21 protein-coding genes are annotated in these 17948 nt (G+C 67.0%); 18 read left to right on the top strand and 3 right to left on the bottom strand.

The genetic code is table 11. The features are described from left to right. Positions 1 to 58: 58 nt before the first annotated feature. The 3 genes from ABD156_RS25285 to ABD156_RS25275 all read left to right on the top strand — a co-directional run bounded on the left by ABD156_RS25285 (position 59) and on the right by ABD156_RS25275 (position 2765). The gene (locus tag ABD156_RS25285) at positions 59 to 589 is read left to right on the top strand and encodes a flavin reductase family protein (RefSeq protein WP_344278515.1); all 531 of its coding nucleotides are present in this window, start codon (positions 59 to 61) and stop codon (positions 587 to 589) included. A gap of 108 nt (positions 590 to 697) precedes the next feature. Then, on the top strand, positions 698 to 2038 hold the full coding sequence (locus ABD156_RS25280; RefSeq protein WP_344278512.1) for an MFS transporter: 1341 nt from the start codon (positions 698 to 700) through the stop codon (positions 2036 to 2038). Beyond that, the gene (locus ABD156_RS25275; protein ID WP_344278510.1) at positions 2022 to 2765 is read left to right on the top strand and encodes a cysteine hydrolase family protein; all 744 of its coding nucleotides are present in this window, start codon (positions 2022 to 2024) and stop codon (positions 2763 to 2765) included. The genes ABD156_RS25280 and ABD156_RS25275 overlap by 17 nt, the downstream gene beginning before the upstream one ends. Here ABD156_RS25275 and ABD156_RS25270 read toward each other — a convergent pair. Then, positions 2749 to 3729: a 5-oxoprolinase subunit C family protein gene (locus tag ABD156_RS25270; protein ID WP_344278507.1), complete on the bottom strand. Its 981-nt coding sequence runs from the start codon at positions 3727 to 3729 to the stop codon at positions 2749 to 2751. The two genes, ABD156_RS25275 and ABD156_RS25270, sit on opposite strands and share 17 nt — an antisense overlap. Next, positions 3726 to 4679, bottom strand: coding sequence for a 5-oxoprolinase subunit B family protein (locus tag ABD156_RS25265; RefSeq protein ID WP_344278504.1), 954 nt, complete (start codon positions 4677 to 4679; stop codon positions 3726 to 3728). The genes ABD156_RS25270 and ABD156_RS25265 overlap by 4 nt, the downstream gene beginning before the upstream one ends. Before the next feature lie 181 nt (positions 4680 to 4860). Here ABD156_RS25265 and ABD156_RS25260 point away from each other — a divergent pair, with 181 nt between their 5' ends. From ABD156_RS25260 to ABD156_RS25190, 15 genes are all read left to right on the top strand, one after another. After that, the gene (locus ABD156_RS25260; protein ID WP_344278501.1) at positions 4861 to 6384 is read left to right on the top strand and encodes a PucR family transcriptional regulator; all 1524 of its coding nucleotides are present in this window, start codon (positions 4861 to 4863) and stop codon (positions 6382 to 6384) included. 622 nt (positions 6385 to 7006) lie between these two features. Further along, on the top strand, positions 7007 to 7714 hold the full coding sequence (locus ABD156_RS25255) for an acetoacetate decarboxylase family protein (RefSeq protein WP_344278498.1): 708 nt from the start codon (positions 7007 to 7009) through the stop codon (positions 7712 to 7714). Positions 7715 to 7735: 21 nt separating this feature from the next. Next, a complete protein-coding gene (locus ABD156_RS25250; protein WP_344278495.1) occupies positions 7736 to 9232 on the top strand; it encodes a YHS domain-containing protein in 1497 nt (498 codons plus the stop codon). An 11-nt stretch (positions 9233 to 9243) separates the two neighbouring features. After that, a complete protein-coding gene (locus ABD156_RS25245) occupies positions 9244 to 9498 on the top strand; it encodes a toluene-4-monooxygenase system B family protein (protein ID WP_344278492.1) in 255 nt (84 codons plus the stop codon). 10 nt (positions 9499 to 9508) lie between these two features. Further along, positions 9509 to 9832: an MmoB/DmpM family protein gene (locus tag ABD156_RS25240; protein WP_344278489.1), complete on the top strand. Its 324-nt coding sequence runs from the start codon at positions 9509 to 9511 to the stop codon at positions 9830 to 9832. Then, entirely contained in the window at positions 9829 to 10815 is a 987-nt protein-coding gene (locus tag ABD156_RS25235; protein WP_344278487.1) for a ferritin family protein, read from the top strand. Before ABD156_RS25240 ends, ABD156_RS25235 begins: the two co-directional genes overlap by 4 nt. Positions 10816 to 10822: 7 nt before the next feature. Further along, the gene (locus ABD156_RS25230; RefSeq protein ID WP_344278484.1) at positions 10823 to 11833 is read left to right on the top strand and encodes a 2Fe-2S iron-sulfur cluster-binding protein; all 1011 of its coding nucleotides are present in this window, start codon (positions 10823 to 10825) and stop codon (positions 11831 to 11833) included. 15 nt (positions 11834 to 11848) lie between these two features. Then, entirely contained in the window at positions 11849 to 12184 is a 336-nt protein-coding gene (locus tag ABD156_RS25225; protein ID WP_344278481.1) for a monooxygenase system ferredoxin subunit, read from the top strand. Between the two features lie 67 nt (positions 12185 to 12251). Further along, positions 12252 to 12974 carry a 5-oxoprolinase subunit PxpA gene (gene pxpA / locus ABD156_RS25220; protein ID WP_344278478.1) on the top strand — a complete coding sequence of 241 codons (723 nt, stop codon included), beginning with the start codon at positions 12252 to 12254 and terminating at the stop codon, positions 12972 to 12974. A gap of 44 nt (positions 12975 to 13018) precedes the next feature. After that, positions 13019 to 13267 carry an acetyl-CoA carboxylase gene (locus ABD156_RS25215; protein WP_344278475.1) on the top strand — a complete coding sequence of 83 codons (249 nt, stop codon included), beginning with the start codon at positions 13019 to 13021 and terminating at the stop codon, positions 13265 to 13267. Next, positions 13264 to 14622, top strand: coding sequence for an acetyl-CoA carboxylase biotin carboxylase subunit (locus tag ABD156_RS25210; RefSeq protein ID WP_344278473.1), 1359 nt, complete (start codon positions 13264 to 13266; stop codon positions 14620 to 14622). The genes ABD156_RS25215 and ABD156_RS25210 overlap by 4 nt, the downstream gene beginning before the upstream one ends. Then, positions 14619 to 15509: a 5-oxoprolinase subunit B family protein gene (locus ABD156_RS25205; RefSeq protein ID WP_344278470.1), complete on the top strand. Its 891-nt coding sequence runs from the start codon at positions 14619 to 14621 to the stop codon at positions 15507 to 15509. The genes ABD156_RS25210 and ABD156_RS25205 overlap by 4 nt, the downstream gene beginning before the upstream one ends. Beyond that, positions 15499 to 16464 carry a 5-oxoprolinase subunit C family protein gene (locus ABD156_RS25200; RefSeq protein WP_344278467.1) on the top strand — a complete coding sequence of 322 codons (966 nt, stop codon included), beginning with the start codon at positions 15499 to 15501 and terminating at the stop codon, positions 16462 to 16464. Before ABD156_RS25205 ends, ABD156_RS25200 begins: the two co-directional genes overlap by 11 nt. Before the next feature lie 12 nt (positions 16465 to 16476). Continuing rightward, positions 16477 to 16662, top strand: coding sequence for a tautomerase family protein (locus ABD156_RS25195; protein WP_344278464.1), 186 nt, complete (start codon positions 16477 to 16479; stop codon positions 16660 to 16662). Next, a complete protein-coding gene (locus ABD156_RS25190; RefSeq protein ID WP_344278461.1) occupies positions 16662 to 17051 on the top strand; it encodes an SRPBCC family protein in 390 nt (129 codons plus the stop codon). The genes ABD156_RS25195 and ABD156_RS25190 overlap by 1 nt, the downstream gene beginning before the upstream one ends. Positions 17052 to 17099: 48 nt before the next feature. Here ABD156_RS25190 and ABD156_RS25185 read toward each other — a convergent pair whose 3' ends face one another. Further along, positions 17100 to 17912 carry an MBL fold metallo-hydrolase gene (locus tag ABD156_RS25185; RefSeq protein ID WP_344278458.1) on the bottom strand — a complete coding sequence of 271 codons (813 nt, stop codon included), beginning with the start codon at positions 17910 to 17912 and terminating at the stop codon, positions 17100 to 17102. Positions 17913 to 17948: the final 36 nt, after the last annotated feature.

The following is a 17948-nucleotide window of genomic DNA, read 5'->3' as shown; positions in this document are numbered from 1 at the left end:
CGCTCGTGGGCGCTTGCCGCGGTGAGCGCCCACGAGACCCTCTCAAGGGAGAACTCCCATGCTTACCACTTCGTCGACTTCCTCGGCCGAGGTCGACCCGATGACGATGCGCCGCACGATGGGGCGTTTCGCCACCGGCGTCGCGGTGGTCACCACCCGGGCGGCGGGGGTGCCGCACGGGATGACCGTCAACTCGCTGACGTCGGTTTCGCTCGACCCGCCGCTGCTGCTGGTGTGCCTGACGACCGGCGCGCGCAGCACTGACGCGGTCATCGAGGCGGGCCGGTTCGCGGTCAACATCCTGTCCGCGCGCCAGGAACAGCTCGCGCTCCGCTTCGCCCGCCGCGGCGAGGACCACTTCGCCGGGCTGGACGTGACCGAGGGCCGCCACCGCGTTCCGGTGATCCCGGACGCCTTCGCGCACCTCGAATGCGACGTCGAGCGCCATCTCGTCGCCGGCGACCACGTGGTCGTGTTCGGGCACGTGCGCAGCGTGTGCGAGCGCGACGGCGAACCGCTGGCGTTCCACGGGGGACGGTTCGCGGACCTCGCCGACCGGGCCAACGAGCCCGTGCACTGGTTCTTCTGAAGCAGTTCCCAGGGGGGAACCCGCCTCGGTGGCTGCGCCAACAGCCACCGAGGCTTCCGGTACCAGCACTTCATCCGCGTCACGGACCCTCCGACCACAGGAGCCGAAATGGCCGATACCTCTCGCGAACGTAACAGAAAACGCCCGCACACGCGGCTGGGGGTGGTGGCGGCCTCAAGTCTCGCCGGCACCGCCGTCGAATGGTACGACTTCTTTCTGTACGGCACCGCGTCCACTTTGGTCTTCAACAAACTGTACTTTCCTTCGCACGACCCATTGGTCGGCACGGTTCTCGCCTTCGCGACTTACGCGGTCGGCTTCCTCGCCCGGCCGCTGGGCGCGGTGGTGCTCGGCCATCTCGGCGATCGCAAGGGACGGCGGTCGACGCTCATCGCCAGCCTGCTGCTGATGGGTGCGTCGACTTTCTTGATCGCTCTGCTGCCCACCTACGAGGCGGTCGGCGTCCTTGCGCCGCTGCTGCTCGTCGTTTGCCGTCTGGTGCAAGGGTTTGCGCTCGGCGGCGAGTGGGGCGGAGCGGTGCTGCTGGTGTCCGAGCACGGCGGCAGTGCGCGTCGGGCTTTCTGGTCTTCGTGGCCGAATGTCGGGCCACCGCTGGGAAACCTGCTCGCTGCCGGAGTGCTGGCAGTGCTCGGCGGGGTGATGCCCTCGGCGCAGTTCCTCTCGTGGGGCTGGCGGATCGCGTTCGGACTGTCAGCGGTACTGGTTTTGATCGGGTTGTGGCTGCGGCTTTATGTCGCGGAGACTCCGTTGTTCAAGGATGCTCCGAAGCCTAAGGGCCTGCCTGCCGGTGTGGTGGTCCGCAAGCATTGGCGCAGTGTGCTTCTCGCTGCCGCGACGCGGTTCGGGGAGAATGCCGGGTTCTATCTGTTCTCGCTGTTCGTCATCACTTACGTCACGACTGTGCTCAAAATGGACAGTTCGGTCGGGTTGACGGCGGTGCTGGTCGGGCAGGCGTGCGCGGTGGTGACGATCCCGCTGTTCGCCCTGCTGGCCGACCGGATCGGACGACGGCCGATCTACGTGGTGGCTTCGGTGGCGACGATCGTGTGGGCGTTCGTGTTCTTCGCGCTGGTCGACACGCGGAATCCGGGCTTGATCACGGTCGCGGTGGCCGGCGGGTTGCTGATCTTCGCCGCGTACAGCTCGGTGATCGGGGCGTTCTTCGCGGAGTTGTTCCCGACTGAGGTGCGGTACTCCGGGGTTTCGCTGGCCTACAACCTGGCGTCGGTGCTGGCGGGCTCGCTCGCGCCGATCATCGCTATCGGGTTGTGCGCGAAGTTCGGCACCGGGTATGCGATCGGGGTCTATCTGGCGGTGATGGGGTTGATTTCGCTCGTGGCTTCGTTGCTGGCCAAGGAGACGAAGTCGGTGGATCTTGGTTCGGTGGACGGGAAAACGAAGGAGGAAGTCCGTGCACCCGTTGAATGAGTATCTGGACATTTACGGTCGTGGCGAGGAGGACCTTCTGGACGGTGAGCGCGAGCAGATCGCGGCCGCCGACGCCGATTACGACACGGACAAACACTGGGCGTTCGAGATCAAGCCCGAGGAGTGCGCGCTGATCGTGGTGGACCTCCAGGAGGATTTCGTCCGCCCGGACGGGCCGATGCGGGTGCCGGAGGCGTACCGGCAGCTGCCGCGGGTGCAGGCGCTGATCGAGGCGTGCCGGGCGGCCGGGGTGCCGGTGCTGTACACCGAGCACACCATCGCTCAGGATGTCGCGCACGATTTCCCCGCCTTCTGGCCGCCGATCGCGAACGGTGCGATCGCGGAGGGAACGCCTGGAGCGAAGCTGTATCACGGGTTGAAGCCGCGCGACGACGAGCGCGTGATTTCCGCGAAGCACACCTACGATTCCTTCGCGGGCACGGATCTCGACTACGCGTTGCGATGCCAAGGAATCCGGACACTGATCGTATGCGGCACACTCACGAACTTCTGCTGCGAATCCACCGCCCGGACCGGCTATTTCCTCGGCTACCACATCGTGTTCGGTTCGGACGTCAACGCGACCGACAACGCCGAAGCACACCGCGCCACCCTCCGCACCATTCGACGCGGTTTCGGCCGCGTAATGGATCACCAAGCGATCATGACCGCGCTGAGCGAAGGCGACACCCTTCACCACGAAGCAAAACTCAAGACAGCGCCTTGACATCCAGCAACTGATTCACATGCGCGGTGAGCGCCGCGGCCTGGTCGAGATCGATCTCCCGGAACGTCACCGTATCCCGGCCAGGCCGGAGTTGCCCGACCTTCCACAGCGAGGCCGACGCGACAGTGGCGATCACCGCGAACCCGCCCGAGGTATTGCTGTCCGGGCACAGCACGGTGAGCACGTCGCCGTAGGCCAGGATGCCGCCGGGCGGGTAGCTGGAGTCCAGGAGGTTCGACGGGTGCCCGCCCGCCGCGTCGCCGGACGGGCGGGCCCAGCGGAAGCGGTGCGGGTTGAACCGGATGCCCACCCGGTCCGAGCTCAGGTCGCAGCGCCACGACGCGGCCAGGAAGTCGGCGAAGTCTTCGGCGGTCAGGAAATCCGGGTCGGCGTGCGGGCCGCGGAGGATTTCGATTTCCCAGGCTGTCGGGTAGGCCGGGCGCAGGGAGACCGGGAGGCGGCGCGGGCGGGAAGGAGTCGACGGGAAAGCGTCGAGGATGTCCGCGCGTTCGAGGGCTCGGCCGTCGAGGCCGCCGATTCCGGCGAGCAGGAAGGTCGAGCGCGAGCCGAATACCTCGGGCACGGCGATGCCGCCGGACAGCGCCAGGTACAACCGGTGTCCGGGGCCGCGCAGTACCTCGCAGCCCAACACGTCGCCGGTCTCTACGGGGACCGATTCCCATTGCGGGATGGGGGATCCGTTGAGCGTGACGGTGGTTTCCGGCCCGGTGACAGCGATTCGGCCGGGCGCGAGAACACCTGCTTGGAATCGACCGAGCGGGATCTCCAAAGCGGCTGCGCCGGGGCGGTTGCCGACTAGAAGATTCGCGAGGCGGAAGGCGAGCGAATCGACGGGGCCGGAAGGGAAGAAACCCAGTGATTGCCTGCCGCGCCGGCCCGGGTAGTCCTGCACGGTGGTTTGCAGGCCGGGTTCCAGCACTTCCAACGCCGCGGTCTGAGTCACGGGATTTTCACCAGTTCCTGCGCGGCGACGCGGTCCGCGCGCCGTTTGGCCGCCTCGGCGGCGATGGCCGGATCGGCTTGGACGGCGAGGTGGTCGGCGACCGCGTACCGGCCCGGTTCGATGTCGTAGTCGTAGCGGCCCTCGAAGACCTGCCTGCGCAATTCGATCAGTTCCGCCTCTTCGACGCGGTAGAAGGAAATCCGGTCGCCGGGGTGGATCAGGATCGGGTCCGCGCGGTGTGCGCGCGGACGGCGGACGAGGTCGCAGATCGGCAGCGTCCGGCCGAAAAGCTGGTACGAGCCGGGCGATTCGATCGGATGGACGACCAGGCACGGGCCGCCGAAAGCGACGGCGCCTTCGGGCGTCCAGGAGCGTGCCGGGTTGTATTTCGGGGCTACCAATTCGGAACGCGGGTCGAGGGGGAGCAGCGAAGGCAGGCCGGGGTAGAAGCCGGTGAACGCGTTCCACCACTCGGAATCCAGGATCCGCGAATACAGCGCCTCGCGGTTCGGCAGGCCATTGGAGCGCACGAGATAGTCGACGTTGTTGCCGTCGAGGACATTCGGCGCGTCCGGGCGCGTGGTGATCTGATAGCGTTCCACGGCTTCGCGCGAGGTCGAATCGTCGAACGCGATCGGGAGTTTCACGCGGCGGCTCGGCAGGACGAGCGAGCCGGGCTCGGGGATTTCCCGGTGCAGCCGGTCCATGGCGGCGATCACGGCGTCGTGCTGGATCGTTTCCGGGTCGTAGTGCACGAGCAGCGAACGCAGTCCCGGCGCGACTTCCAGCACGCCGCGCACCGGGTTTTCCTCCAGGCGCCGCGCGGAGGCGTGCGCGAAGAAATTGAGTCCGAGGTCGACCGGAAGCGGCGGCCCGTACTCGACGAGCAGCGCGCGATCGCCCGCGGTCCGGTACGTGACGTCCGGCCGGGCCGGGGCGGGTGCGGGCATCGAGATCTCTTTCCGTTGTGCCGCCGGACATCCGCGGGCGGGGAAGTCCGATCGGGACGGTTTCTACCCACCGGCGCCGGGTTTTGTCCAGAACGTTGGTTCGTCCGGGTGGCGATCGCCCGGCAGCGAGGCGGGCCGCCGGTTACACTTCCGGCCGCCCGATCCGTCCCCGGGAGACATCATGCCGCTTACCGTCCAGATGCTGCTCGAACGCGGCGAACACGGTCTCGAACTCGCCGCCGAGGGTGCGCCTGGTGCGCTCGAGAAGGCGATTACTTGGGCGTTGATCAGCGAGCTGCCGGACCCGTCGCCGTATCTCGAGGGCGGGGAGCTCGTGCTTACCACCGGGTCTCGGCTTGCGCTGGGGGAGGCGGCCAGCCGGGAGTATGTCGGCCGGCTCGTTGCCGGTGGGGCGGTGGCGCTGGGGTTCGGGGCCAGTTCGTTCTATCAGAATGTGCCTGGGGCGCTGGTCGAGGCTGCTGGCGAGGCGGGGTTGCCGGTGCTGGCGGTGCCCGCGACTACGCGGTTCGCGGCGCTGAGCCGGCTTGTCGCGGGGCATCTGTCCGACGAGCGGCAGCGGGAGTTGAATTACGCGGTTTCGGCGCAGCGGGATTTGACTCGGGCGTCGTTGTCGCCGTACTCGGCGCGGGCGATCGCGGAGCGGTTGGCCAAGGCGGTGCGGGGGTGGACGTTGCTGCTGGACGCTGCCGGCGGGTTCCGGGCCGGGGTGCCTGCGGCGCGGATGCATGTGGCGCGGGTGCGGATCGAATTGCCGCGGCTTCGGGATCGGGCCAATTCAGCGAGTCTCAGCATGACTATCGCGGGGGAGTCCGTGGTGGTGCTGCCGCTCGCGGTGCGGGGGCGGGTGCAGGGTTTTCTCGTTGTGGGGAGGTCTACTCCGCTTACTACTGCTGAGCAGGCGATTGTTACTACTGCGGTGTCGTTGTTGTGCGCTGAGTTGCACAGTGCGCGGGGGGTGCTCGACAGCGAGCGGCAGCATCGGTTGGCGGTGTTCAAGGCTGCGGTGGCTGGGGATGTCGGGCTGGCTACGGCTATCGGGGAGGCATTGGACACCGATTTTCCGGAGGGGGATCTTCGGGTGGCGATTTTGGGGGTTCCTTCCGGGTACGAGCGGGAGTTGCTCGAGCATGCCGAGGGGGATCACGGGTTGCGGAGTCTTCGGGCGTTGGTGGCTGAGTGGGAGCGGGGGCGGGTGGTGGTGTTGATGCCGCCTGCTGAAGGGGATACGCGGACGTTGGAAGCGTTGTTGCGGCGGATTCCGTTGGCTCGGGGGGCGGTTAGCGATCCGACTCCTCCTGAGGAGTTGGCTGCTGCTTGGGAGCAGGTGCGGTCGGTGTTTACCAGTTCGCCTGGGGACGCCGGGGTGCTTACTTGCGCTGGGGATGTGGCTACTAGCGGGTTGATGCGGTATCTCGACAATGACGAGGTGCGGGGGTGGGCTCGGGCGTTGCTGGAGCCGGTTACCGATAAGACTGGGGCGGCGAAGATCGATTTGCGGCATACGTTGCGGACGTTCCTGGCGCACAACGGGCAGTCGGATGCTTCGGCTACGGCGTTGGGGATTCATCGGCATACGTTGCGGTATCGGATGGGGAAGGTGGCCGAGGCATTGGGGCGGGAGGTGGATGATCCGGCTGTTCGGGCGGAGTTGTGGATCGCTTTGCAGTTGGATGATCAGTTGTGAAGCTGCTCGTCGCCTGGCGGCGACATTGCGCTCGGGTGGGGGCCCCACACCCCGAAGCTGATTGTGACTACGGCGCGGGGGTGCTTGTCAAGGCGGGAAAGATGCCTTGACAAGCACCCCCGCGCCGTGTTTTTGGCTTCGTATCGGGGTTGGGGTTGGGGTGGGTGCCTCGATGGTTGGGTGCGCTGGCTGCGGTTGGGTGGGTGGTTGGGGCTAGCGCCCCAATGTGGCATTGGGTGCATGTGACGCACCGAATGTGGCATTGGGTGCGTGGGATGCACCCAATGCCACATTGGGTGCGTCGCGGTGGCGGGGTCTTGGGGCTTCGAGGGGCTCCTTGAGGGAATGCTGGTCGTGAGGGGAACCCTGAGGGACTCTGAGTCCCTCAGGGTTCCCCTCACGTCATCGCGGGGGCTTGACGGATTCAGAATTCGGTGGCGGTGATCGTTGTACGGGCTGCTGACCTGCGGTGATGGCGGTGGGTGCTCCGGTTTGGCATCCCTGGGCGGGTCGTTGTCCAACTTGCGCACTACCCGGTCGCGAGTGCGTCGCGCAGTCTTTGTGCACCGCTTCAAAGGGCCGGAGCGGAGGAGAAGTTCAACGGTGAACTGGAGGTGCCCCGATGGGCACGTCGCTGCATCCGCCGCAGCTGGTGACTGGGTCTCGGACTCTCTACCTCGTTTGGGTGCCGGAGGATCCCGACGGCGTCGCGGAGCTGGTTCCGGCTGGGCTTACGCCGGCTGACGATCGGTCTTGCTACATCAATCAGTACGTGGTCGAGGGGGACGCTCAGACGTCGGCCAGCGACGGGGACGACGCGTTCGGTTCGTACTCCCTGACGTATCTCGGAGTGAATCTGTCCGGCTTGGACACCGAGGCGGGCGTTCCGGGGCGGTGGTGGACCGATTACCACAACAGTTCCGAGCCGATGATTCGTTACGCCCGGGAGCACGGCGTTCCGGCGGGTGCGCGGGGAGAGACGACGCTCGATCTCGACGGGGATCGGCTTGTCGCCACCACTTCCGTTGAGGGGCGGCCGATTATCCGGACTACCGCGCGTCTCGCGATCGGCACGCCGCAGCGGGTTACCGGGCAGTTGCGGTATATCACGAGTCGCGGTGGCGAATTCGTCAGCGGGCGGTACGCCTATGTCGCTGACATCGCCGAGGAATTCGCGGTCGAATCCTTCGAATTTCTCGACAAAGAACACCCTACCTACCGGTTGCGGCCTGCCCAACCCTTGCAGGTGACGTTCGGGTTCTACTCCCCGGCCATGTCCTTCGTCTACCCCGGCGGCGAAGGGCCGCTGGGTTCCGAGCACGGCAGCTAAAACCAACAAGGAGCACCGGCAATGGCTCTGCTGGACCGAGCACAGTGGTACGACATCGCCCGCGACACCCAATGGACTCCGCGTTACGTCACCGAGGCGGAGCTGTTCCCGCCGGAGTTGTCCGGCGGCGAGGGGTTGCCTGACGAGGTGTGGGCGACTTATGACGAACCCTACAAGGTGAGTTATCGCGAATACGTCGACATTCAGCGGCAGAAGGACGCCGGGGCGTATTCGGTCAAGGCCGCGTTGGAGCGCGCGGACCTTTATAACAAAGCCGATCCGGGTTGGATTTCCATTCTCAAGGAGCACTACGCGGCCGTCGCGCTGGTCGAGTACGGCGCGTCGTTCCAGGAGTCTCGGTTCGTGAGGTGGTCGAAGGCGCCAGGGATGCGCAACATGGCGACCTTCGGGATGCTGGACGAGATCCGGCACGGCCAGATCCAGTTGTACTTCCCGCACGAGTACGTGAACAAGGACCGCCAGTTCGAGTGGTCGCACGCGGCGATGTTCACCGACAACTGGGTCACCCTCGGCGCACGGCACTTCTTCGACGACGTGATGATGACCCGCGACGCCGTCTCCACCTCGATTTTCGCGAACTTCTCCTTCGAGACCGGCTTCACGAACCTGCAGTTCATCGGGCTTTCCGGCGACGCCGCCAAGGCAGGCGACTTCACGTTCTCCAAGCTGATCCAGAGCATCCAGTCCGACGAGGCCCGGCACGCGCAGCTCGGCACGCCGCTGCTGCAGATGCTGATCGAGAACGGGCAAAAGGACGTCGCGCAGAAGAAGATCGACATCGCGTTCTGGCGCTCGTACCGGCTGTTCACCATTCTTTCCGGAATTCCCATGGACTACTACGTCCCGCTGGACGTGCGCGAGGCGTCCTTCAAGGAATTCATGGAGGAGTGGATCGTCACCCAGTTCATGCGTTCGCTGGAGGACCTCGGCCTCTCCAAGCCGTGGTACTGGGACATTTTCCTGCGCGACATCTCCGAGCACCACCACGGCCAGCACCTCGGCACCTACTCGTGGCGGCCGACGCTGTGGTGGGACCCGGCGGCGGGCGTCAGCCCGGAGGAGCGCGACTGGCTGGAGGAGAAATACCCCGGCTGGAACGGCACCTTCGGAAAGGTATGGGACGTCCTGATCGACAACTTCGCCAACGACCGTCCGGAAAAGACGGTGCCGGGCACGCTGCCGATCATCTGCAACGTCTCGCAGCTGCCGATCGTCGGCACGCCTTCCCAGACGCTGCGCGACATTTCGCTGGTCCACGAAGGACGGCGCTACCACTTCGCGTCCGAAGTGGACAAGTGGATCTTCGAGGACGACCCGGAGCGCTACCGGCACCACAAGAACCTCGTCGACCGGTTCCTCGGCGGCGAGATCCAGCCCGCGGACCTCGGCGGCGTCCTGGAGTACATGGGCCTCGGCTCGGTCGGCCCCGGCGGCGACGACGCGCACGGCTTCGCCTGGGTCGACACCTACCGCAAGCAGCTCGTCAAGGCTGGCTGAAAGGAACGCTGATGGCCACCATTCCGCTCGCCGTGCATTTCGACGGCGACTTCGTGCTCAAACTGCTCCCCGCGGACAGCGAGCACACGATGGACGAACTCGCCGCCGCGGCGGCCGAGAACTCGGTCGGCATCCACGTGCCTGACCAGCCCGGCCGGACGCTTCGGGTGCGCCGCCAGGGCGACGCGCAGCCGTTCGAGCGGGCCAGCACCGTCGCGGCGGCCGGTCTCGGGCCGACCGAATGCGTCGAAGTCTATTTCGAGTGAGGAGGACCGGATGAGCACCACTGAACCCATCGCCGACCCGGTCGGCCCGGTCCTCCAGGTCGGCGAGGTGGCGCGCGCTGTCGCCGACGCCGCCGTGACCGACAACCCGGGCTGCCGGGTCGACATCCGCGACCGCGGTTCGTACGTGCGGGTCGAGGTCGAGGGCGGGGAATGCGTCCTGCGCCGCGAGACCATCGCCGAGGAGCTCGGCCGCCCGTTCAAGATGTCCGAGCTGGAGCTGATCATGCCCTCGTTCGTCGGGCGGATCGAGACCGGCGGCGACGTCTTCCGCTTCTACCTGGGCACCGCTGCCCGCAAGGAGGCCCTGTCGTGAGCACCCCGCTCAAGCCGCTCAAGACCTGGGGGCACCTCGCCGCCCGCCGGCGCAAGCCGAGCGAGTACGAGATCGTCTCCACCAACCTGCTCTGGCACACCCGCGACCCCGAGCAGCCGTGGGACGTCGGGCACACCGGGTTCATGGCGGATTTCTACCGCCGCTACCGCAACCAGAGCCCGATCACCCACCCGGACTGGAACGCCTTCCGCGACCCGGACGAGCTGGTGTACCGGACGTACAACATCCTTCAGGACGGCCAAGAGTCCTATGTGGATGGTCTGCTCGACCAGCACGACGCCGAGGGCCACGACCGCGGCCTCTCGCCGGAGTGGGTCGCGATGCTGGCGCAGCTGTACACGCCGAGCCGGTACCTGCTGCACACCATTCAGATGGCCAGCGCGTACCTCGTGCACATGGCCCCGGCCAGCACGATCGCCAACTGCGCGGCGTTCCAGGCCGCGGACTCGCTGCGCTGGCTGTCCAATGTGGCCTACCGCACCGCGGAGCTGCGGCAGGCGCATCCGACCGCCGGGTTCGGCGAGCGCGAACGCGAGCTGTGGGAGGAACTTCCTGCCTGGCAAGGGTTCCGCGAGCTGATGGAACGCCAGCTGACCACTTTCGACTGGGCCGAGGCGTTCGTCGCGCTCAACGTGGTGGCCAAGCCGGCCTACGACGAGATCGTGCTGCGCCAGCTCGGCGTCAGCGCCCGGCGGCACGGCGACGTGCTGCACGCGCTGCTGGCCGAATCGGCGTTGCGGGACAGCGAGCGTTCGCGCCGCTGGACCGAAGCGCTGGTCACCCAGATGTCCGAAGTGGACTCGAACGTCGCGCAGCTGCGCGAGTGGGTCGCGAAATGGCAGCCGCTCGCGGTCGCCGCGATCGAGGCGTACGGCGCGGAGGTCGCGGAAAACGCCGAAGCGGCGGAGAACGCGATCGGCGCGGTCCGGGCGTTCCAGCGGCAGCTCGGCATCGGAGGCTGAACCGGCCATGACGACCGAACACCAAGTCCTCCTGCGGGGGACCGGCGTTCGCTTTCCTTGCGCGGAGGGCGACACGCTGCTGCGTGCCGCCCTCCGCGCGGGGGTCGGTCTCAGCTACGAGTGCAACAGCGGAGCCTGCGGAAGCTGCCGGTACGAACTGTTGGAGGGCGACGTCCGCACGCGCTGGGCGGACGCACCCGGCCTCAGCGCCCGCGATCGGCGCAAGGGCCGCAGGCTGGCGTGCCAGAGCGAACCGGTGAGCGACTGCGTGGTCGACCTGAGTTCGGTGCCGGAACCCGCGCCGCACCTGCCGATCCGGCAGCGCGCCCAGCTGCGCGACGTGCACCGGCTCACCCACGACATGGCCGAATTCGTGTTCACCGCGGAAAAGCACGCCGCGTTCAGCGCCGGCCAGTACGCGATGCTCGGGTTCCCCAGCGGCATCGAACGCGCGTACTCGATGAGCAATCTCGGCAACTGCCAGCGGGAATGGAAATTCGTCGTCAAGCGGTCGCCAGGCGGGAAAGCGACGTCGATCCTGTTCGACGGGCTAGACCTCGGCGAGACGATCGAACTGGACGGCCCGTACGGGCAGGCGTACTACCGCGCTGGCGACGACCGTGACATCGTTTGTGTCGCAGGAGGTTCCGGGCTCGGCGCGATGGCGAGCGTCGTGCTCGGCGCGGCCGCGCAGGCCGACGCCGGTGAGCGCACCGTCCATTTGTTCTGCGGCGGCCGTGCGCCGCGCGATTTGCACATTCCGGAAGCGATGGCGATGGCGCAACGCCGGTTGCGCGCACTCCATGTCCACACTGCAGTGTCCGAACCGGACAGCGCGGATTCCGAATCGCACCAAGGGTTTGTGCACGAGGCCGTGGTCGCGAAGCTGGGCGAGACGCTGACGGACTTCACCTACTACGCCGCCGGGCCGCCCGCGATGACCGACGCGCTCGCCCGCGCGCTGGTGCTGGACGGCGGGCTCGCCGCCGACCGGCTCCATTTCGACCGGTTCAGCTGAGAAAGGAGCTTCCGCATGGGTTACGTGCGGGTGTGCAGCCTCGACGACGTCTGGGAAGGCGACATGGAGTCGTTCGAGGTGGGGGGCAAGGAGGTGCTGATCGCCCACCTCGACGGCGGCGACGTCGTCGCGACCCAGGCGATCTGCCCGCACCAGCAGGTCGAACTGGTCGAGGGCGAGCTGGACAAGAAGACCCTCATGTGCAAAAGCCACCTGTGGACGTTCGACCTCACCACCTGCCAGGGCATCAACCCCGGCCACGCGCGACTCGCGCGGTACCCGGTGCGGCTCGAGGGCGACGACGTCTACATCGACCCCGACGGGGACACCCCGAAGATCGCGCATTCCTGACAGATCTCCCGGAAGACCTCCCGAAAGACTGCCTGAAAGACCGCCTGAAAGACAAGGAAAAGCACTCATGGTTGCCATCAACTGCGACATGGGCGAGGCCTACAGCATCTATCGCTGCGGCGACGACGAGGGCATCATGCCCTACATCACGGTCGCGAATGTCGCCTGCGGTTTCCACGCCGCCGACCCGGTCGTCATGCGGCGGACAGTCGCGCTGGCGCACGAGCATTCGGTGAAGGTGGGCGCCCACCCGTCGTTCCCGGACCGCGACGGGTTCGGCAGGCGGGAACTGAAGATGGAACCCGAGGAACTCACCGCCGCGGTCGTGTACCAGGTCGGCGCGCTGACCGGATTCCTGGCCGAGCACGGCATGCCGCTCAACCACATCAAACCGCACGGCGCGCTGTACGGCCTGGCCTCGCGGGACGAGACGGTCGCGCGGGCGATCGCCGAGGCGGCCGACGTCTTCGACGCGCCGCTGATGGGCATGGCCAACACCATGCACGAAAAGGTGTGGGGCAAGCGCAGCCAGGGCTTCATCGCCGAGTACTACACCGACCTGGACTACCGCGCCGACGGTTCGCTCATCATCACCCGCGAGCACGTCGCTTACGATCCGGCGATCGCCGCCGAACGGTCCGTGCGCGCGGTGACCGAGGGGCTCGCGACCTCTGTGGACGGTCAGGATATCCCGATGCGCGCGGACTGCATCTGCGTGCACTCCGACACTCCTGGCGCGGTGGATCTGGCGAAAAGCGTGCACGACGCCTTGACTCCGTACCTGACCTGATTTCAACTGACTGTTCCTGCCGAACCGAGCGCGAGGTGACGCTGATGTCCCGTCTCGAAGTGGTTTCGCCCATTCCCGGGGTCTTCTACCGCAAGCCCGATCCGGACAGCCCGGATTTCGTGAAGCCCGGCCAGAAAGTCGGCGCGGACGACACGGTCGGGCTGGTCGAGGTGATGAAGTCCTTCTACCCGGTGCCCGCCGGCACGGCCGGGACCGTCGTGGAGTTCGCCGCCGAGCCCGAGGCGGTCGTGGACGCGGGCCAGTCGCTCGTGGTGCTCGAGGTGGACGCATGAAACGGTTGCTGATCGCCAATCGCGGCGAGATCGCGGTCCGGATCATCCGCGCGGCCAACGACCTCGGGATCGAGACGGTCGCGGTCGTCAGCGAGGCGGACCGCAGCGCCACGCACGCGCTGCTCGCCGACCAGGTCGTCCCGATCGGCCCGGCCCCGGCGACGAAGAGCTATCTGGTGGCGGACGCGATCCTCGCCGCGGCAAAGGAGAGCGGCGCGGACGCGGTGCACCCGGGCTACGGATTCCTTTCCGAGCGCGCGTCGTTCGCCGCCGCGGTGGCGGACGCGGGGCTGACGTTCGTCGGCCCGGATGCCTCGGTCATCGAGCAGATGGGGGACAAGGTCCGCGCGCGGCAAGTCGCGCAGGCGGCCGGAGTGCCGACGGTGCCCGGGACGCCCGGCGGAGTGTCCGATGTGGCCGAAGCGGTCGCGGCGGCGGACGAGATCGGGTATCCGATCATGCTCAAGGCCGCGGCGGGCGGTGGCGGCCGGGGTATCCGGGTCGTCGCCGACGAGGCCGAGTTGAAGGTCGCGTTCCCGCAGGCTTCCGGCGAGGCGGCGAGCGCTTTCGGCGACGGGCAGATGTATCTGGAGCGGTTCGTGCGGGCCGCGCGGCACGTCGAGGTGCAGGTGCTCGGCGACGGTTCGGAGACGGTGCACGTCTTCGAGCGCGAGTGTTCTTTGCAGCGACGGCGGCAGAAGGTGGTCGAGGAAGCGCCGTCGCCGGGCATCGACGAGCGGATCCGGACCGAGATGACGTCCGCGGCCGTGCGGCTGTGCAAAGAGGTCGGCTACCGCAGCGCGGGCACGTGCGAGTTCCTCGTGGACGACGACACCGGCGAGTTCTTCTTCATCGAGATGAACACCCGGATCCAGGTCGAGCATCCGGTCACCGAGCTGATCACCGGGATCGACCTGGTCGCCGAGCAATTGCGGATCGCGGCCGGGGAACCGTTGCGGTTCCGGCAATCGGACGTGACCAAGCGCGGTCACGCCGTTGAATTCCGGGTGTGCGCCGAGGATCCGGACCGGAATTTCCTTCCTGGACCCGGTAAAATCGGCGACGTGCGGCTTCCGGGCGGTCCGTGGGTCCGTACCGACACGTGGCTCGCCCCGGGCAGTCAGGTGCCGCCGTTCTACGACTCGTTGGTGGCCAAGGTCGTTGTGTGGGGCGACGACCGGACGACCGCGTTGCGCCGGGCGAAGCGGGCACTGTCCGAATTGGTCGTCGAAGGCGTTCCCACCACCACGACGCTGCTCATCGAACTCCTTGGGCAGCAATGGTTCGCCGACGGCGCGTTCACCACCGGGACGCTCGAAGAATGGCTCGGCCGGCGAGCGGAGGCGAGCGCATGAGTGGCACGACGCCCGGCCGCTACAGCTGGGGCGGAGACGAGCACATTTTCGTCGAACTGGCCGAGGAAATGAGCCTGCAGGCCAACTTCCGCGCGATGGCGATCACCACGTCGCTGCGCGAGAACCGGCCGGACGGCGTCGTGGAGATCTGCCCGGCGAACGCGTCTTACCAGGTCCGGTACAACCCGGACGTCATCGAACCGCGCACGCTGATGGCGCATTTGCGCGATATCGAGGAGAAGGTCGGCGACGCGGCGGACTTCAGCCTTGCTACCCGTGTGGTCGAGATTCCGGTGCTGTACCAGGATCCGTGGACTACCGAAACGCTGATTCGATTCCGCGATCGGCACCAGGACCCGGATGCCACCGATATCGAGTACGCCGCGCGGATCAACGGCTACGCCGGGGCCGACGAATTCATCGCGGCACACAGCGGTGCGCCGTGGTTCGTCTCGATGGTCGGCTTCGTCGCCGGCCTGCCGTTCATGTACCAGATGGTGCCTCGGGAACGGCAGATCGTCGTGCCGAAATACCTGCGACCGCGCACGGACACTCCTAAGCAGACAGTCGGATACGGCGGCTGTTTCAGTTGTATTTACTCGGTTCGCGGGGCGGGCGGGTATCAGATGTTCGGCATCACGCCCGCGCCGATTTACGATCCGGCGCAGGAACTTCCGGACTTCGGCGATTTCATGGTGTTCTTCCGGCCCGGCGACATCGTGCGGTTCAAGCCGATCGACCGGGACGCCTACGACGACTGCGTCAAGGAGGTCGAGGCCGGGACGTTCCGGATCCGTTCGCGTCCGGTCGACTTCGGGCTGCGCGAGTACCTCGACGATCCGGACGGCTTCACCGCGGGACTGATGGAGGTGCTCGATGCCGATTGAGGTCCGCCAGCCCGGGCTGGCCACGACGATCCAGGACGCCGGCCGCAACGGTTATTACGACGTAGGCATCCCGCCCTCGGGCGCGCTCGACCAGTACTCGTACTCGGTCGCGAATCGCCTGGTGGGAAACGATCCCGGCGAGGCGGCACTTGAATGTGTCTACCTGGGACCGGAGCTGCGCTTCACCGAGGACACGGTCATCGCGATCACCGGCGCCGAGCTTCCGCCGAAGCTCAACGGCGAGGAACGGCCGCTGTGGGAAGCGTTCGCGGTGAAGGCGGGCGACGTGCTCACGTTCGGGTTCTGCAAACGCGGTGCTCGCGCGTACATCGCGGTCAGCGGCGGCATTGATGTCCCCTTGGTGCTGGGCAGCCGATCCACCTACGGATTGGGCAAACTCGGCGGTATCAGCGGTGCTCCATTGGTTGCCGGAGATGTCATCCCGGTCGGCACCGGCGCTGGTGTTCCAGGGCGTTCGCTGCCGGAATCCTTGCGCCCGGCTTTGTCGAAGGAAATCGAAGTCCGCGTGGTGATGGGACTTTACGACCACGTGCTCACCGACGCGGGGCGCGCGACATTCCTGGACACCAACTGGACGCTCACGCCGGTCGCCGACCGCGTCGGTTTCCGTTACCAGGGCGCGCAATTGGAAACGAAGCCGCGCACGCCTCCGTTCGGCGCCGGGCAGGACCCGTCGAACATCGTGGACGCGCCTTATCCGATCGGCTCGATCCAGGTCCCCGGCGGTGTCGAACCGATCATCCTGCACCGAGACGCGGTCTCCGGCGGCGGGTACATGATGGTCGGGACCGTCCTCAGTGGAGACTTGGACCTGGTGGCGCAGTCCGCGCCGAATACCAAGACCCGTTTCGTGGCAGTCGACCTGGACGAAGCCCTCGCGATTCGCCGCGACTACCGTGCCCGCACTCAGCAGGCCGCTGATTCCCTGAGCTGACAAGGAGTTCTCATGCCGCACGTTCAGATCGACTGGTTCCCCGGTCGCACCACCGAACAGAAACGCGAGCTGGCCGAGGTGCTGACCCGCGAGATCTGCCGGATCGGAAACTGCGCCCCGGAATCGGTCGGCATCGTGTTCACCGACGTCGACACCGCGAACTGGGCGCGGGCGGGCAAGCTCTTCTCGGACAGCTGATGGCCGCCCTTCGCTCTCACGTCCTCATCGACGCCCCTGCCGACGCGGTGTGGCAGGTGATCGGCGACGTCGCGTCGGTCGCCGAGTGGTTCCCGTCGATGAAGTCCTCGACCGGCGATCCACAGCACCGCGCTGTGGTCCTAGGGGACGGCTCAGTCCTGGAAGAAGCCGTCGTCACCCACGACCCAGCCCAACGGCGGCTGCAGTACCGGGTAACCGGCGGCGATCTCCCCATCACCGCCCATCTCGGCACCGTAGACGTGCTGGAGATCGACCCGGGCCGGTCGATCGTCGTATACAGCACCGAAATCACGCCGGACTCGCTCGCCGACGCCTTCGACGCCGCCATCAGCGAGGCCGTCGCTGGCCTGCCCGCTCACCTGTCCTGAGGTCCGTGAAGGGCTCCTTGAGGGAATCAGATTCCCTCAAGGAGCCCTTCACGGACGTTCCACGAGCCGGTAGCCGGAGCCGTGGGAGACCAGGCGGCCGCCGGTGGGCGGGGTGAAGTGCGTGCCCAGCACGAGAGCGCCCGAATCGGCTAGCTCGGCCAGGAGACGGCGGCGGGTTTTCTCGGATTCCGCCGGATCGATGTCCACCGAAGCGCCGATCTCCGGGTGCGCGAACTGCAGCGGATGATGCACCGCGTCCCCGGTGATCAGCGCGGTTTCGCCGGAGCTGGTCAGTTCGACCGAGACGTGCCCGGGGGTGTGGCCGGGCGTCGGCAGCAACCGCACGCCGGACACGATTTCGAAGCCCTCGGCGGGGATGTCGACCAGGTCCAGCAGCCCTGCACGCTCCACCGGCAGCACGGAATCCTCGAACATCTGCCGCCGCGGTCCGTCCATCTCGTAGCCCGCCCAGAACTCCCGCTCGGCGCGGGCAGTGACGTACCGGGCGGAGGCGAACGTCGGCACCCACTCGCCGTCCTGCTCGCGGGTGTTCCATCCGACGTGGTCGGTGTGCAGGTGGGTGAGCAGCACCAGATCCACGTCGTCCGGCGCGAATCCGGCGGCGGTCAGCGCGTCCAGGTAGCCGGTGTCGAGGTCGTGCCACGCCGGGTTGGCGCGGGTTTTCCCGTTCCCGATGCCGGTGTCCACGAGGATCTTCATCCCGTCCTTCTCGAACGCGAAACTGTGGCTGTGCAGCCGGATCTCGTCGGTCGCGGCGGGAAGCAACCACGCGCCAGTAGCGGCGGGCAGCTCGATCTCGTCGATTCGGCGAACGGTGACGTCGCCGATGGTCCAGGTCACAGGTCCTCCTTAACGCAACATGTTTGCTTTAAGCGA

Source organism: Amycolatopsis albidoflavus, assembly GCF_039525725.1.
GTDB lineage: Bacteria > Actinomycetota > Actinomycetes > Mycobacteriales > Pseudonocardiaceae > Amycolatopsis > Amycolatopsis albidoflava.
Note: the sequence above shows the minus strand (reverse complement) of the source record. Positions and strands in the feature narration are given on the sequence as shown.